This window comes from Streptomyces sp. NK08204 (genome assembly GCF_020400585.1).
GTDB lineage: Bacteria > Actinomycetota > Actinomycetes > Streptomycetales > Streptomycetaceae > Streptomyces.
Window position 1 is genome coordinate 87660 of sequence record NZ_JAINVF010000001.1, and the last position, 14248, is coordinate 101907.

Genomic DNA, 14248 nt, shown 5'->3' on the forward strand with positions numbered 1-14248 from the left:
TTTCTTCCCTCGCCCCAGGTCCCCGCCCGGGTGTTCCCCTGCGCGATTCCCGCGGTGTCCGACTGCTAGACCTGCCAGTGGGCGTCAGGGTTGTGGTTCCGGTCATGCTGTGACGAAACCGTGAACGCCCAAACCCGGCACGGAGGTTGGTGAGAAGGGACGCGAGCGGGTGGTGAGGAGTTCGGTGGGGATGAGCTGTGCAGGGGCGGCGGTGAGTACCGGACCTGCCCGCCGAGCCGATCTGCGATCGCACGCCCGGCCTGCACGTCCGTGGGGACGCCGCTGGGTGGTGGAAGTCGGGCACGGGGCAGCCGAGTCGGGGATCTCGACGCCGTACCGCGCCGGTCAGCCACGGCGATGCCCCGCCGGGGCGCCCCGGGGCGCCCCGGCGGGGCATCGCGCCTTGCCGTGCAATGACCTTGACGTGTCCGGCCTCCCGTGGACGACGACTGCTGTCGCCGTCCACTGTCCCGGCGAAGCCGGACATCTTCAGTTTCGTCGTTCAGGCGTCGCTCACCGGCTCACCGGCCGAGTCGTTGGGCTAGTGCCCGCGTGCGATCCATTCCTCCAGGTGGGGTGCCTCGGCACCGATGGTGGTGGAGTCGCCGTGGCCGGTGAGGACCCGGGTGTCCGGGGGGAGGGAGAGGAGCCGGTCGCGGAGGGAGGCGATGATCGTCGGGAAGTGTGAGTACGAACGTCCGGTGGCGCCCGGTCCGCCCTTGAAAAGCGTGTCGCCGGTGAAGACCGCGCCCAGTCCGGGGTCGTACAGGCACACGGCGCCGGGGGCGTGACCCGGCGTGTGCAGGACGGTGAGGTCGGCACCGGCCGCCTCGATGACCTGGCCGTCGACGAGATGGGCGTCGGGGTCGCGGTCGGGGTGGGTCATCTTCCACAGCGGCAGGTCGTCGGGGTGCAGCCAGATCGTGGCGCCGGTGCGGTCGGCCAGAGCCGGGGCCGCGTCGATGTGGTCGTTGTGGGCATGGGTGCACACGATGGCGGTGAGCCGGCGGTCACCCACGGCGCGGACGATGGCGTCGGCGTCGTGGGCGGCGTCGATCACGATCGCCTCGTGGTCGTCGCCGACGATCCAGACGTTGTTGTCCACGTCCCAGGTACCTCCGTCGAGGGTGAACCGACCGGAGGTGACGAGGCGTTCGATGCGTGCGGCCATCACAGCACCACCACCGAACGCAGCACGTCGCCGTGGTGCATCCGCTCGAAGGCCTTCTCCACCTCGTCCAGGCGGATGGTCTCGGTGACGAACACGTCCAGCGGCAGGCGTCCTTGCAGGTGCAGGTCGATGAGCATCGGGAAGTCACGGGAGGGCAGGCAGTCGCCGTACCAGGAGGACTTCAGGGCACCACCGCGTCCGAACACGTCGAGCAGGGGCAGTTCCAGCTGCATCTCGGGGGTGGGGACGCCGACGAGGACGACCGTGCCGGCGAGGTCGCGGGCGTAGAAGGCCTGCCGGTACGTCTCCGGACGCCCGACGGCCTCGATGACGACGTCGGCGCCGAAGCCGCCGGTCAGTTCACGGACGGCCTCGACCGGGTCGGTGTTCTTCGAGTTGACGGTGTGGGTGGCGCCGAGGGTACGGGCGGTCTCCAGCTTCCGGTCGTCGACGTCGACGGCGATGATCCTCCCGGCGCCGGCGAGGTTCGCCCCCGCGACGGCCGCGCCACCGACACCGCCGCAGCCGATGACGGCCACGGAGTCGCCGCGGCCGACGCCGCCGGTGTTGATCGCGGCGCCGATGCCGGCCATCACCCCGCAGCCGAGCAGCCCGGCGACGGCCGGGGAGACGGCCGGGTCGACCTTGGTGCACTGCCCGGCGGCGACGAGGGTCTTCTCGGCGAACGCGCCGATGCCGAGGGCCGGGGCCAGCTCGGTGCCGTCGGTGAGGGTCATCCGCTGTTTCGCGTTGTGCGTGTTGAAGCAGTACCAGGGCCGGCCGCGCAGACAGGCCCGGCAGTTCCCGCAGACCGCACGCCAGTTGAGGATGACGAAGTCACCGGGCGCCACGTCGGTGACACCCTCGCCGACCGACTCCACGACACCGGCGGCCTCGTGGCCGAGCAGGAACGGGAACTCGTCGTTGATGCCGCCCTGTTTGTAGTGCAGGTCGGTGTGGCAGACGCCGCAGGCCTGGACGCGTACGACGGCTTCGCCGGGCCCGGGGTCCGGGACCACGATCGTCTCGACCCGTACGGGCTCGTCCTTCCCTGGTGCGACAACGCCGCGTACTTCCTGCGCCATGGCCTGGCCCCTTCCATCGACTGTCTACCCCCCGACCCTACGCGCGAGCGGTCCTCCTCGGAGCCATCTGCGGGCGGGATCAGGCCTCGACGGCGGGCAGCAGGCCGGTCACGGGCGCCGCGAGGCCGGTCACCCGGTGCAGCTCGTGCGGCCGGTTCACCCCGCCGGCCTGGTTCAACACCCGCAGCTGCTCGGAGACACGCGGAGCACACCGCCTGCGCTTGCCGCCTCCGCCGGGGCGGGGGAGCCTCGAAGGTGGGGCCCCGCGCGCCGGGCTGCGGGCGCCCGAAGGAGGTCACCATGGGCACCGCGTCAGGCACCTTCACCACCGAGACACTGCGCCGGGCCATAGAAGGGACCACCGGCAACTCCCTTCTGGCGCTCTACACCGACGACGCGGAGATCCGCATCGTCGACCACAACGCCCAGCCCAGCCACCCCAAGGTCGTGCACGGCCGGAGCGAGATCGCCGAGCTGCTCGACGACATCTACGGCCGCGACATGACGCACAAGCTGGAGCAGTGCGTCGTACAGGGCGACCGGGCCGCCTACAGCGAGTCCTGCCAGTACGGGGACGGCACCCGCGTCCTCGCCGAATCGATGGTCATACTGCGTGACGGCAAGATAGCCGAGCAGCTCCTCATCCAGGCATGGGACGAGTAGGCGCAAGGACCGCGAGGGTCCAGGTCACCTCCCGGGCGGCCTGGACCTTCTCGGCCCGGCCGTCCTCGTCGACGAGGACGCGGCCCTGCTTCCGCGCAGCTCTCGTACAGCCTTTCGGTTACGCTGTGTGCGGGCCGTGACTGGCGCTGAGGTGGAGTACCACCGGGGAGCGGCCCGTGGTCGATGCCGCGCGCCTGGGCGAGGAGTCTCAACCAGCTCAGGAGTGTGCAGCATGACCCAGGCCCGGCTCATGGACGGAACCGCCTTCGCCCGCCGCATCGTCGACGACACCGCGGAACGCGCCGCCCGCCTCACCGAGCGGACGGGCACCGCACCCTGTCTGGCCACCGTGCTGGTCGGCGAGGACCCGGCGTCCGTCACCTACGTCCGCATGAAGCAGAACCGCTGCCGCACGGCCGGTATCGAATCCCGGCACGTGGCGCTGCCCGCGAACACGACGACCGCCGAACTGGTCGGCACCCTGCGGGAGTTGTCGGCCGACCCGGCCGTGCACGGCATCCTGCTCCAGCACCCGGTCGGCGACCACGTCGACGAGCGGGCCGCGTTCGAGGCGATCGCGCCCGAGAAGGACGTCGACGGCGTCACCTTCGCATCGTTCGCCACGATGAGCTTCGGCCTGCCGGGCTTCGTGTCCTGCACGCCCGGCGGCATCCTGCGGCTGCTCGACGCCTACGACGTCGACCCGGCCGGGAAGCAGGCCGTGGTCGTGGGCCGCAGCGCGATCCTCGGCAAGCCGGTGGGCATGTTGCTCCTGGCCCGGGACGCGACCGTGACCTACTGCCACTCGCGCACCCGGGACCTGTCGGCGGCGGTCCGTGAGGCCGACATCGTCGTCGCCGCCGTCGGCCGGCCCCGGCTGATCCGCGGGCAGGACATCAAGCCGGGCGCGGTCGTGATCGACGCCGGCTACAACCCGGGCAACGTCGGCGACGTCGACTTCGACTCGGCGGTGGAGCGGGCCTCGCTGATCACGCCGGTGCCGGGCGGAGTCGGCCCCATGACGATCGCGACGCTGCTGGAGCAGACCGTCGAGGCCGCCGCCCGGCAGCTCGGGGCGTGATGCGCCGGGGGCGGTTCCTCAGCCCGTGGTGACCATCCGGTAGCAGGCCTAACATGATGTCCCCCACATCCCCGGGGTGTGCCGGACGGGTGGCCCCCGGACGACCTGGGCGGTCATGGTCGGCTGGACCGGGCTGCTGATACCGAGCGGATCGACGCCCGCGCCGATGACCACCGGCTCCCCGCGGGGCGCCAGGCCGTCCACGATGGCCATGGTGGGCGGGATGGGCGCGGAGTCACCCGCCGTGGCCGCACGGCCCAGGCACCGCCGAGGGACTGCAGCACCTCGGCGACCGGAGTGCCGGAGGTGCTGTCGACGTGGCGGTGAGCGCCGACCTGCTTGGCGAAGTCGGCTTTCTGGGGGCCCCGGGCGAACGTCACGGTCTCGAGCCCCGGGCGACTGCGTACTGCACCCCGAGGTGCCCGAGCCCACCGAGCCCGAGCGCCGCCACCCGGTCCCCGGGCCGGGCGGAGCTGCGTCTTCCCTGTCACATCCGGGCTGCGGCCCGGGAGTCCCCTCACCTGCCCGAACACGGAGGCAGGTCGGTCGTACTCAGGCGGAGTGCCGGTAGGACGTGATGGAGACCTTGACCGGACCGTCGTTCGAGCCGTTGGTGGACGTACGGATGATGGCGATGTCCTGGCCGCCCGGGTAGCGGACGCAGAAGCTGCGGCCGGCGCGCACAGTGGTGAAGGGCAGGGCGGAGGAGGGCTGGGTGTCGATGCCCTTGAGGCAGTCGGAGAGGCTGAGCGAGCCGGCCGGTGAGATGTAGGCGGCGCTGTCGTCGGGGATGTAGTACTCGCCGTCCTCGCGGCCCAGGTACCAGGTGGAGTTGTCCTGGGTCACCTTCCCGGCTCTGAGGTCGAACTCGTAGTCGGAGTCCGGGGAGGTGAGTTCGCGGTCTGTGTAGGCGGCGGTGTAACCGGGGGCCGCGGTCGGTTGCGGGGTCGCCGAGGGCGAGGACGCGGTGCGGGCGGCGCCGGCGGACGGGGGGAGGCTGCCGGTCGCGGCGACGTTCTGGTCGCCGGGGTCGTCGAAGTAACCGGAATTGAGCAGGGCGAAGGTCGTTGCTGCGCCGGCGAGGAAGCCGGCGGTCGTCAGGAGCGCGGTGCGGGCGCCCCGGCCTGGGGTGGGCGCGGCTCTGCGGTTGGCGGGTGCCGGCTGCTGCTGGCCGGGCGCCGGGGTGGGGAGGACGGGTGCGGCCTGGGCGCCGGCCGGGGACCGGGCCGGGTCGAGGAAGGTCGCGGCAGGGGGAGGTGTGGCCGGAAGGTCGGCATGGCGGTGGATCTCGGTGCTGACCTGCTGAGGTAGCCAGCCGTCGGAGAAGTGCAGTTCGCCACCGGTGGCGGGGTGGCTGCGGGCGGCCTCGATCAACCAGGCTGTGCCCGGCCGGTTCTCGGGGCTCTTGGCAAGGCAGAGCCGGACCAGCTCGTGCAGTCCATACGGAAGGTGAGAGAGGTCGGGCTCCTCGTGTATCGCCCGGTAGAGGGAGACGGATTCGGGTCCGTCGCCGAAGGGGGCGGTGCCCGAGCCGATGTAGGTGATCAGGGCGCCCAGGGCGAAGACGTCGGTGGCCGGGGTGGCGGGCAGTCCGAGGGCCTGTTCGGGGGCCATGAAGCCCGGTGAGCCGATGCGCAGGCCGGTGCCGGTGAGCGGGGTGGCGTCGGCGGCGCGGGCGATGCCGAAGTCGATGACGCGAGGTCCGTCGGCGGCGACGAGGACGTTGCCGGGCTTGAGGTCCCGGTGGACGACTCCCGCGGCGTGGATCGCCTGCAGGGCCTCCGCGATGCCGGCGACGAGCAGCAGAACGGTTCTTTCGGGCAGCGGGCCGTGGCGGTGGACGACCTGGTGGAGGGAGGGTCCGGGTACGAAGGTGGTGGCGAGCCAGGGGGTGGTGGCGTCGATGCCCGCGTCGACCACCTGGGCGGTGTAGAGACCGTGGATACGCCGGGCGCTGGCGACCTCCTGGGCGAAACGGTGCCGAAACCCGGGATCCTCGGCCAGTTCGGGCCGGACCACCTTGAGCGCGACCGGGCGCCCGCCGGCGGTGTAGGCCAGGTAGACGCGGCCCATGCCGCCCGCACCGAGCCGCGCGCACAGACGGTAACCGCCGATCCCGCGGGGATCGTCCGGGGACAGCGCCTCGAAGGGCGAGGGCGACAGGGCACCGAAGGGCTTTGCGGTCATGCTGGCTCCCAGCGGGTCGAACGGTCGAGATGGTGGCGCGGTCGGACGAGTACGCGGGCGGGGAGCCGCAGTCGACGAGCGCTCCGTTGCGTTCGACGGTCTGCCCATGGGCGAAGAAGCCAAAGGCTCCGGTGGACGCGTCATGCACGGTGATGCGTATCCGCTTGCCGGTCCAGCAGGGCGTGCACGGCACCCGGCGGCTAGCGATACCCGATCATCAGTACATGGAGACTGCTATCACAAAGTATCTATTGATACATCTGTGCGTCAATAAAGGCATTGGAACATCGGCCGCGTCTGAGTGCGCATCAGGGCCGACCGCGTCAGACGATGACCAGCCGCCGCCTTCCGCAGCAGCACCCCTCAGCTCGATACCTCAATAGTGAATCGCCAACAGCCTCATGAGAACCGCTTCACCGTCATGAGTAAGGCAAGGCCGAACCCTCTTCCACGTTAAGTGAATGATCAGTAGTCTTCGCATTCTGGAGATAGCGCGGAAGGCTGGAGCTGCCATGGCATCGAGGGTGACCGTCGCGGGCGTGGGGATGATCCCGTTCACGACGCCGAGGAACAGCGAGCCCTACGACCTGATGGGTGAGAAGGCAGCGCGGGCCGCGCTCGCCGACGCGGGGATCGACTACGGCCTGGTGCAGCAGGCGTACGTGGGCTACGTGTACGGCGATTCGACCTGCGGCCAAGCCGCGCTGTACGGCGTGGGCCGGAGCGGCATCCCCATCGTGAACGTGAACAACAACTGCTCGACCGGCTCCTCGGCGCTGTTCCTGGCCCGGCAGGCGGTCGGGAGCGGCATGGCGGACTGCGTGCTCGCGCTGGGCTTCGAACAGATGCAGCGCGGTGCGCTGGCGACGCACTGGCAGGACCGGCCCAGCCCGTTCGCCCGCTTCGACGCGGTGACGGTCGCCGTCCAGGGCGAATCGGACGCCCCGTTCGCGCCGCAGTACTTCGGCGGTGCCGGCGCTGCCTACGCCGAGGAGTACGGCCTGGCCGAGGACACTTTCGCCAAGATCGCGGTGAAGGCGCGCAGGCACGCGGCGAACAACCCGTACGCGGTGTTTCGCGACCCGGTGACGGTGGAGGAGGTGCTTGCCTCGCCGCGGATCTACGGGCCGCTGACCAGGCTGCAGTGCTGCCCGCCGACCTGTGGCGCGGCGGCAGCGGTGCTCTGCTCGGAGGAGTTCGCCCGCCGGCACGGGCTGCGCACGGACGTGGCGATCACCGCGCAGGCGATGACCACGGACTTCCCGTCGACCTTCACGGGCGCGGACATGCGCAAGGTCGTCGGCTACGACATGTCGAAGGCCGCGGCGAGGCAGGTCTATGAGCAGTCCGGCGTCGGCCCGGAGGACGTGCGGGTGGTCGAGTTGCACGACTGCTTCACCACGAACGAGCTGCTGACCTACGAGGCGCTGGGCCTGACGCCGGAGGGCACGGCAGAGAAGTTCATCTGCGACGGCGACAACACCTACGGCGGCCGGGTGGTCACCAATCCCTCGGGCGGCCTGCTGTCCAAGGGGCACCCGCTGGGCGCGACCGGGCTGGCCCAGTGCGCCGAACTCGTGTGGCAGCTGCGCGGCCACGCCGAGGCACGGCAGGTGGAGGGCGCGAGGGTGGCACTGCAGCACAACATCGGGCTCGGCGGTGCCGCTGTGGTGACGCTGTACGAGACGGTGGGCTGAGCGATGGCGATCAACGCCGAGGCGGCCAGGAAGCCGATGCTCGAGCCGATCACCGCCCACGGGGAGCGCGGCCGTCTGTGCTTCGCCAAGGCCGTCGGCCAAGAGGGGCCCCGTGGACACGGAGACGGCCGTGCCCCGCACGGACCTTGAGACTCCTCCCTCGCACCGACCGCTTCAGAGAACCCTTTCAGACAGCCGGAGACACAAGTGAAACGAATCCTGTTCGATGCCGAGCACGAGGCGTACCGGGACAGCGTGCGGGCGTTCCTGGAGAAGGAGGTCGCGCCCCGCTACGCCGACTGGGACCGTGCGGGCATCGTGCCGCGTGAACTGTTCACCGGGCTGGGCCGCCTCGGCGCGCTCGGCTTCGCCGTGCCCGAGGAGTTCGGCGGTGCGGGGATCAACGACTTCCGATACAACATGATCCTGCAGGAGGAAGCGGCCCGCGCGGCCGTCTCCCCCGCGGTGCTCGGCCCCGCGCTGCACGCCGATGTGTGCATGCCGTACTTCCTCGAGTGCACCACGGATGAGCAGAAGGCCCGCTGGCTCCCCGGCATCGCCTCCGGCGAACTGATCACCGCGATCGCGATGACCGAACCGGGCACCGGATCCGACCTGTCCGGCATCCGTACCAAGGCGGTCCGCGACGGCGACCACTACGTCATCGACGGAGCGAAGACCTTCATCACCAACGGCATCAACGCGGACCTGGTGATCCTCGCGGCCCGCACCGGCGAGCATCCGCACCGCGGTCTGAGCCTGATCGTCGTCGAACGCGACACCCCGGGCTTCGAACGCGGCCGCAAGCTGGAGAAGGTCGGGCTGCACGCCCAGGACACCGCCGAGCTGTCCTTCACCGGCGCCCGGGTACCGGTGGCCAACCTGCTCGGCAACGAGGGCGAGGGGTTCTTCGCCCTGACCCGGAACCTCGCGCAGGAACGGCTCTCGGTGTCGGTGGCCGGTCTGGCCCAGGCCGCCGCGGCGTTCGACTGGACAACCGACTACGTCCGCGAGCGCAAGGCGTTCGGCAAGCCCATCGGATCGATGCAGGTGATCCGGCACCGGCTCGCCGAGCTGGCCACCGAGATCGACGTGGCCCAGCAGTACCTGGACCGCTGCATCCTCGCGCTCAACGCGGGGGAGCTGACCGCCGTCGACGCCGCCAAGGCCAAGTGGTGGTGCACCGAACTGCAGGGCAGGGTCGTGGACGCCTGCGTCCAACTCCACGGCGGATACGGTTACATGCTCGAGTACCCCATCGCCCGGGCCTGGCAGGACAGCCGGGTCAGCCGCATCTACGCGGGCACGACCGAGGTCATGAAGGAGATCATCGGCCGCTCCCTCGACCTCGGATAGCCACCTCGCCGGATCCCGCGCAAGGGAGCGCCTGATGCACGTGACCCGGCCCCTGCGAACAGCGCTCCGGCACCACCCGGCGCGCCGATGACGATCGTCGGCGGCCGAGTCCGTACGGTCGCCGAATCGGCGGAGCGAGTGGCTCGCTTCGCCGGCCCGGTCGCCCGATCGCTCGGCGTGCGACCGGGCGACCGGGCCGGCGTCCTCGGGCGCGGTCCGTCGCCGATGCCGCGTCGACTTCGCCGAGGCCCTGCCCAGATCGGGGGGCGGCGAGATTCTCGAACGGGAGCTGCGCCGGAAATACTGGGCGGACGGCGCATACCAGGTCCGCTGACCTGCGCGCCCACAACTGGCCCCAGAACCAGGAGGAGACGGTGACGGTCGACACGGATGCTTCAGCACCTCCTGCCCGAGGCACCCGGCCCCGCAACCGCCGGGCGTCACTCATCGCCGCGGCACGTGAGCTGTTCTCCCGGCACGGCTACACCAACGTGGCGATGAGTGACATCGCCACGGCCGTCGGCATCGGCCCCTCAGCGCTGTACCGGCACTTCCGCGGCAAGCAGGAACTTCTCCACGCGGTCGTCGCCGAAGCCCTGGAGACATCCCTGGCCAGGCTGCACACCACGCGACCGGGCGACCTCGGCGCACTGTCCGACGAGTTCGCGAAGGCCGCGCTGTCCCACCGCGAACTGGGCGTGCTGTGGCAACGCGAAGCCCGACACCTTCCGGCCGAACAGCAGGCCGAACTCGGCGAGCGGCTGCACGCCGCCCGGCGTCTGTTCGTCGATCAGCTGACCGCCTTCCGGCCGGGCCTGGAGCCGGCCCACGCGGAACTCCTCGCCTGGAGCACGCTCGACATCGCGGCCAGCATCGCCTACCAGCACATCGAAATGCCCACGCCCGAGTACACGGACCTCATTGCCGGTCTCGTGCGACGCATCGCGGCCGCCGACCTCCCGCACCTCGGTGAACTCGCCACCGACCGCCCGGACAGCGGCCAGGCGCTGTCGCACCGGTCCCGCCGCGAGCGCCTGCTGGCCGCAGCCACCAGGCTGTTCGCCGAACGCGGCTACGCCTCGGTCAGCCTGGAGGACACCGGCGCCGCCGTCGGAATCGCCGGCCAGAGCATCTACAACCACTTCACCAGCAAGCACGAGATCCTCGCCACCGCCATGAACCGCAGCGCCGAACGGCTCTGGCTGGACCTGGCCGAGGCACTCGCCTCAGCCCGCGACCACGTGGACGCGCTGCGCCTCCTCGTGCTGAAGTACACGCAGTTCGCGCTGGCCCACCCGCACCTGGTGACACTCATCGTCACCGAGACCGAGCACCTCCCGGACGATGAGCGGCACCGGATCCGCCAGGCCCAGCGCGACTACATCGACGAATGGCTGCACCTCATGGGCCACGTTCACCCCGGCATGTCACCGGCCGAAGCACGCATCCGCACGCAGGCCGTACTGACCATCGCCAACGACATCGCCCGAACCCCCCGGCTGCGCGCCCGGTCGGGCATCGCCCACAACGTCCACCATCTCGGCTGCGTCCTCCTGGGACTGGACAGCACCCCATAGACGCCTGTGGATCACTGGCTGTCGGAGTTCCCGTTCCCTCTTGCCGAGATCTCCTGGGAGCGGATTGTCGGTGACGTGAGGCAGAGTGACCGCCATGGGAACGAGTCTTGGGACTGTGGTGATCACCGGCGCGGCCGGGCGAGTTGGGTCGGCGGTGCGGATCGGTTTGCGCGGTGAAGCCGAGCGCTTGGTGCTCGTCGACCGTGTCGGTCTCGCCGCGCAGACGTCGACCGAGGAGGTGCGGCAGCTCGACCTGCGGGACGCCGAAGCGGTCATGGCGGCCTTGGAGGGTGCGGATGCCGTGGTGCATCTGGGCGGGGTCCCGGACGAGGCGCCGTTGCCGGACCTGTTGGATGGCAATGTCCGGGGGACGCACAACGTGCTGGAGGGAGCGCGTCGGCAAGGGGTTGGACGGGTACTGCTCGCCAGCAGTAATCGCCTCACCGGCTTTTATCCGGTCTCGGAGACCGTCACGCCCGAGATGCCGCCGCGGCCGGACGGTCTCTATGGGGTGAGCAAGGTGGCGATCGAGGCACTGGGGCGTCTGTATGCGGACAAGTTCGGTCTGCCCGTGGTGTGCCTGCGCATCGGGAGCTTTGAAGACACACCGACCGAGCCTCGTCATCTGGCCACCTGGCTGAGCCCTCGCGACTGCCTCGGTTTCATCCGGGCCGCGCTCACCGCTCCCGGCATCCGCTTCACGACCATCTATGCCGTTTCCGCCAATACCCGCCGGTTCTGGGACATCGAGGCGGGGGCGGCTTTGGGATACACACCCGTGGACGACGCGGAAGTCTTTGCTCCGCGTATGCCGCCGGAAGGGGACTTGACGGAGAACGGTCTGCAGGGCGGCGCGTATGCCGACGCGGAGTACACGCTCCGGCATATGTGAAAGGGGCCGGACACTGCGGTGGGGCATCTCAGTTGCAAGTCCCGGTGACGGTGGTCCGGGTCGGTGACAGGTGGCTGAACGGGTTGCTCCGGCAGCGGCCTCGCGGAGCCGGAGGATCTCCGCGTACTGGGCGGCGAGCCAGGCCAGGGCGTGGGTGCGGAAGTCCGACAGCCGGTCGGTCGTCTGCTCCGACTGGGCCATTCGTTCCTTCGGCTCGGCCTTCTCTGCTTCGAGGCGGGTGATCCGGGCTTCGCTGGGGTCGGGGATCCGTCCTTCGCTGGAATCGGGGATCCGTTCCTTCCTGCCCGCAGGGTCTGAAGGCGGCGCTCCGAGTCGAGGCGGAGGTGCGCAGAGGGACGGGTGCCGTAGAAGGCGGTGAGGTCGACCCGCTTCGCGGGAGGGCCTGGACCGGCAGCGGCATCGCACGGCACGGGACCCGGGCCGGCCGGAGGATCAGGCGGGTGCGGGACGCCACCCCTGCGGCCGCAGGATGCCCAGCAGTTGGCGGACGAGTTCGTCGACGACCTCGTCGAGGCTCGCCGCCACCCAGCCCGCGCTCCAGTCGTGCAGCAGGCCGTTGACGCTGCCGATGAAGGCCGTGGCCGCGAGGCGGTAGTCGCGGGGTGCGGCCTCACCGCGCGCCACGGCCGCGTCGGCCTCGGCGCGGATGAGGTCGACCCACCGTGCGCGGCGGGAGAGCCGCTGTTCCTCCAGCCGGGGGCTGACCCCGATGATCTCCACGAAGGCGATGCGGATGCGGCGTGGGTCGGAGGTGACGTCGCGGGCGTAGGCGTGGAAGAGCACGGCGACCCGCTCGGCCAGCGGCAGCCCCTCGGCCGCGGCGAGCGCGTCCAGCACCGCCTGCTCCGCCCAGGCGTTGACCTGAAGGTGCAGCGCGGCGAGGACGTCCTCCAGGCTGTGGAACTCCTCGTAGAACTGGCGCGTGGACAGGCCCGCGGCCTGGCTCAGCGCGGCGACCGTCGTCCCCCGGTAGCCCGGGCTGTCGCCGAACAACCGTAGTGCCGCGTCCAGGAACCGGCGACGGCGCTCGGCCTTCCGTTCCTCGGCGGACCTGCCGCCGTAGCGGCCCGTAGGCGCCCTGAGCCTCCCCGACACGTTTCTCCCTCCGTCACCGACCCGGTGACCCAATCTTGTCGTGCGCACGTCTTGTCGAGAAGGGCGACCCTTCCTTACTTTGCAGTAAGTCCACTGTGAATCCGCCCGTGTTCAGATTTCCCCGAGGAAAGAGAGCAGTCATGCCTGCCTCCATGACCAGGCACCTTTGCTCCATAGCCGCCGCCCTCGCCCTGACCGTCGCGGGCCCGGCGGCCGTCGCCACCGCCGCCGGTGTGAGCGGCGCCGCCGACGGCCTGCGCGAAGTACTGTTCGTCGGCAACAACTGGGACGGCACCGCCGACGTCATCAAGTCCTCCGGCGACTTCGCCAAGATCGGCAGGATCAACGTCATTCCGGACAAGGACCAGCGGATGGCGGAGATCAACGCCGACCCGGTCAAGTGGATCTACTTCATGTCGATCCGCAACAGTGTCGGCGAGGGGCACGACCAGTTCGCCGACGACATGTACTCGACCCCGGACGGCAGGTCGGTCGTGGTCTCCCGGCCGAGCTTCGCGGACGTCGTCTCCATCGACCTCACCACCGGACGGATCAACTGGCGTTTCCCGGTGGCCGGTTACCGAGCCGACCACATGGCGGTCTCGCCCGACGGCACCAGGGTCGCGGTGTCGGCCTCGACCGCGAACACCGTGCACGTGCTGGACATCGACACCGGTGAGCAGCTCGGCTCGTTCGCGACCGGCGACAAGCCGCACGAGAACATCTTCACCAAGGACGGCAAGTACATCTGGAACATGTCCATCGGCGAGGTCAACACCGCGCTCGACGATCCCGCCTGGGACTGGACCAAGGGCGACCGGCGTATCACCGTCGTGGACGCGACGACGTACCGGCAGGTCAAGGTCATCGACATGCGGCAGCGGCTGGACGCCATCGGGCTGAAGGACTTCTCCGACGCCGTGCGCCCCGCCGCCTTCTCCCCCGACGAGTCGAAGCTGTACTTCCAGGTGTCGTTCTTCAACGGCTTCCTGGAGTACGACGTCGCCGCCGACCGCATCACCCGGGTGAAGACGCTGCCGGAGAACCCGGCGACCAGCACGGACCGGACCACCTGGGTCAACGACTCGCGCCACCACGGCATCTCGATGAACCCCGAGGGCACGAAACTGTGCGTCGCGGGCACCATGGACGACTACGCCGCGGTGGTCGACCGCACCACCCTCCAGGAGGGGCCGCTGATCACCGCGTCCAAGCCGTACTGGGCCACGGTCAGCGGGGACGGCAAGGACTGCCTCATCTCCGAGAGCGGCGCGGACCAGGTCACCGCCATCGACTTCGCCACGGGCCGGAAGGTGACGTCGATCCCCGTCGGCGACCATCCGCAGCGGGTCCGGCTGGGCCATGTGCAGTCCGACTGGACGGGTCCGTCCAGCAGTTGACCTGCCCGGCAGCTGCCCCCCGG

General features: G+C 70.2%; 11 protein-coding genes, 1 pseudogene and 1 riboswitch. Of the genes and pseudogenes, 7 read left to right on the forward strand and 5 right to left on the reverse strand.

Annotated features, from left to right (window positions below):
• Positions 1–541 precede the first annotated feature (541 nt).
• Together K7G59_RS00390 and K7G59_RS00395 are read right to left on the reverse strand one after the other, a co-directional pair.
• Complete coding sequence (locus K7G59_RS00390) at positions 542–1171, reverse strand: MBL fold metallo-hydrolase (protein WP_225829737.1); 630 nt, start codon at positions 1169–1171, stop codon at positions 542–544.
• Positions 1171–2256, reverse strand: a complete 1086-nt coding sequence (locus K7G59_RS00395) for an S-(hydroxymethyl)mycothiol dehydrogenase (RefSeq protein ID WP_225829738.1) — start codon at positions 2254–2256, stop codon at positions 1171–1173. Before K7G59_RS00395 ends, K7G59_RS00390 begins: the two co-directional genes overlap by 1 nt.
• A 300-nt stretch (positions 2257–2556) precedes the next feature.
• On the opposite strand from K7G59_RS00395, the gene K7G59_RS00400 reads away from it, so the two are divergent.
• Complete coding sequence (locus K7G59_RS00400; RefSeq protein ID WP_225829739.1) at positions 2557–2919, forward strand: nuclear transport factor 2 family protein; 363 nt, start codon at positions 2557–2559, stop codon at positions 2917–2919.
• A gap of 126 nt (positions 2920–3045) precedes the next feature.
• Positions 3046–3126: riboswitch (ZMP/ZTP riboswitch) on the forward strand.
• A gap of 25 nt (positions 3127–3151) precedes the next feature.
• On the forward strand, positions 3152–4000 hold the full coding sequence (locus K7G59_RS00405; protein ID WP_225829740.1) for a bifunctional 5,10-methylenetetrahydrofolate dehydrogenase/5,10-methenyltetrahydrofolate cyclohydrolase: 849 nt from the start codon (positions 3152–3154) through the stop codon (positions 3998–4000).
• A 38-nt stretch (positions 4001–4038) separates the two neighbouring features.
• On the opposite strand, the pseudogene K7G59_RS00410 reads toward K7G59_RS00405, so the two are convergent.
• Both K7G59_RS00410 and K7G59_RS00415 read right to left on the reverse strand, forming a co-directional pair.
• Positions 4039–4481 (reverse strand): annotated as a pseudogene (locus K7G59_RS00410) (zinc-binding dehydrogenase); the annotation flags it as partial.
• A 71-nt stretch (positions 4482–4552) separates the two neighbouring features.
• Complete coding sequence (locus tag K7G59_RS00415) at positions 4553–6187, reverse strand: serine/threonine-protein kinase (RefSeq protein ID WP_225829741.1); 1635 nt, start codon at positions 6185–6187, stop codon at positions 4553–4555.
• A gap of 512 nt (positions 6188–6699) precedes the next feature.
• Here K7G59_RS00415 and K7G59_RS00420 point away from each other — a divergent pair.
• From K7G59_RS00420 to K7G59_RS00435, 4 genes are all read left to right on the forward strand, one after another.
• Positions 6700–7884 (forward strand): lipid-transfer protein, encoded by a 1185-nt coding sequence (locus K7G59_RS00420; RefSeq protein ID WP_225829742.1) that lies wholly within the window; start codon positions 6700–6702, stop codon positions 7882–7884.
• A 207-nt stretch (positions 7885–8091) separates the two neighbouring features.
• Positions 8092–9240, forward strand: coding sequence for an acyl-CoA dehydrogenase family protein (locus K7G59_RS00425; RefSeq protein WP_225829743.1), 1149 nt, complete (start codon positions 8092–8094; stop codon positions 9238–9240).
• Positions 9241–9614: 374 nt separating this feature from the next.
• Positions 9615–10817 carry a TetR/AcrR family transcriptional regulator gene (locus K7G59_RS00430; RefSeq protein ID WP_225829744.1) on the forward strand — a complete coding sequence of 401 codons (1203 nt, stop codon included), beginning with the start codon at positions 9615–9617 and terminating at the stop codon, positions 10815–10817.
• Positions 10818–10932: 115 nt separating this feature from the next.
• Positions 10933–11709: an NAD(P)-dependent oxidoreductase gene (locus K7G59_RS00435; protein WP_225829745.1), complete on the forward strand. Its 777-nt coding sequence runs from the start codon at positions 10933–10935 to the stop codon at positions 11707–11709.
• Positions 11710–12162: 453 nt separating this feature from the next.
• Here K7G59_RS00435 and K7G59_RS00440 read toward each other — a convergent pair whose 3' ends face one another.
• Positions 12163–12825, reverse strand: coding sequence for a TetR/AcrR family transcriptional regulator (locus K7G59_RS00440; RefSeq protein WP_225829746.1), 663 nt, complete (start codon positions 12823–12825; stop codon positions 12163–12165).
• A gap of 140 nt (positions 12826–12965) precedes the next feature.
• Here K7G59_RS00440 and K7G59_RS00445 point away from each other — a divergent pair, with 140 nt between their 5' ends.
• A complete protein-coding gene (locus tag K7G59_RS00445) occupies positions 12966–14225 on the forward strand; it encodes a YncE family protein (RefSeq protein ID WP_225829747.1) in 1260 nt (419 codons plus the stop codon).
• Positions 14226–14248: the final 23 nt, after the last annotated feature.

Excerpts from the sequence above, each read along its gene's own strand:
- K7G59_RS00390 (WP_225829737.1), bottom strand. The coding sequence starts at position 1,171 with ATGGCCGCACGCATCGAACGCCTCGTCACCTCCGGTCGGTTCACCCTC.
- K7G59_RS00395 (WP_225829738.1), bottom strand. The coding sequence starts at position 2,256 with ATGGCGCAGGAAGTACGCGGCGTTGTCGCACCAGGGAAGGACGAGCCC.
- K7G59_RS00400 (WP_225829739.1), top strand. The coding sequence starts at position 2,557 with ATGGGCACCGCGTCAGGCACCTTCACCACCGAGACACTGCGCCGGGCC.
- K7G59_RS00405 (WP_225829740.1), top strand. The coding sequence starts at position 3,152 with ATGACCCAGGCCCGGCTCATGGACGGAACCGCCTTCGCCCGCCGCATC.
- K7G59_RS00415 (WP_225829741.1), bottom strand. The coding sequence starts at position 6,187 with ATGACCGCAAAGCCCTTCGGTGCCCTGTCGCCCTCGCCCTTCGAGGCG.
- K7G59_RS00420 (WP_225829742.1), top strand. The coding sequence starts at position 6,700 with ATGGCATCGAGGGTGACCGTCGCGGGCGTGGGGATGATCCCGTTCACG.
- K7G59_RS00445 (WP_225829747.1), top strand. The coding sequence starts at position 12,966 with ATGCCTGCCTCCATGACCAGGCACCTTTGCTCCATAGCCGCCGCCCTC.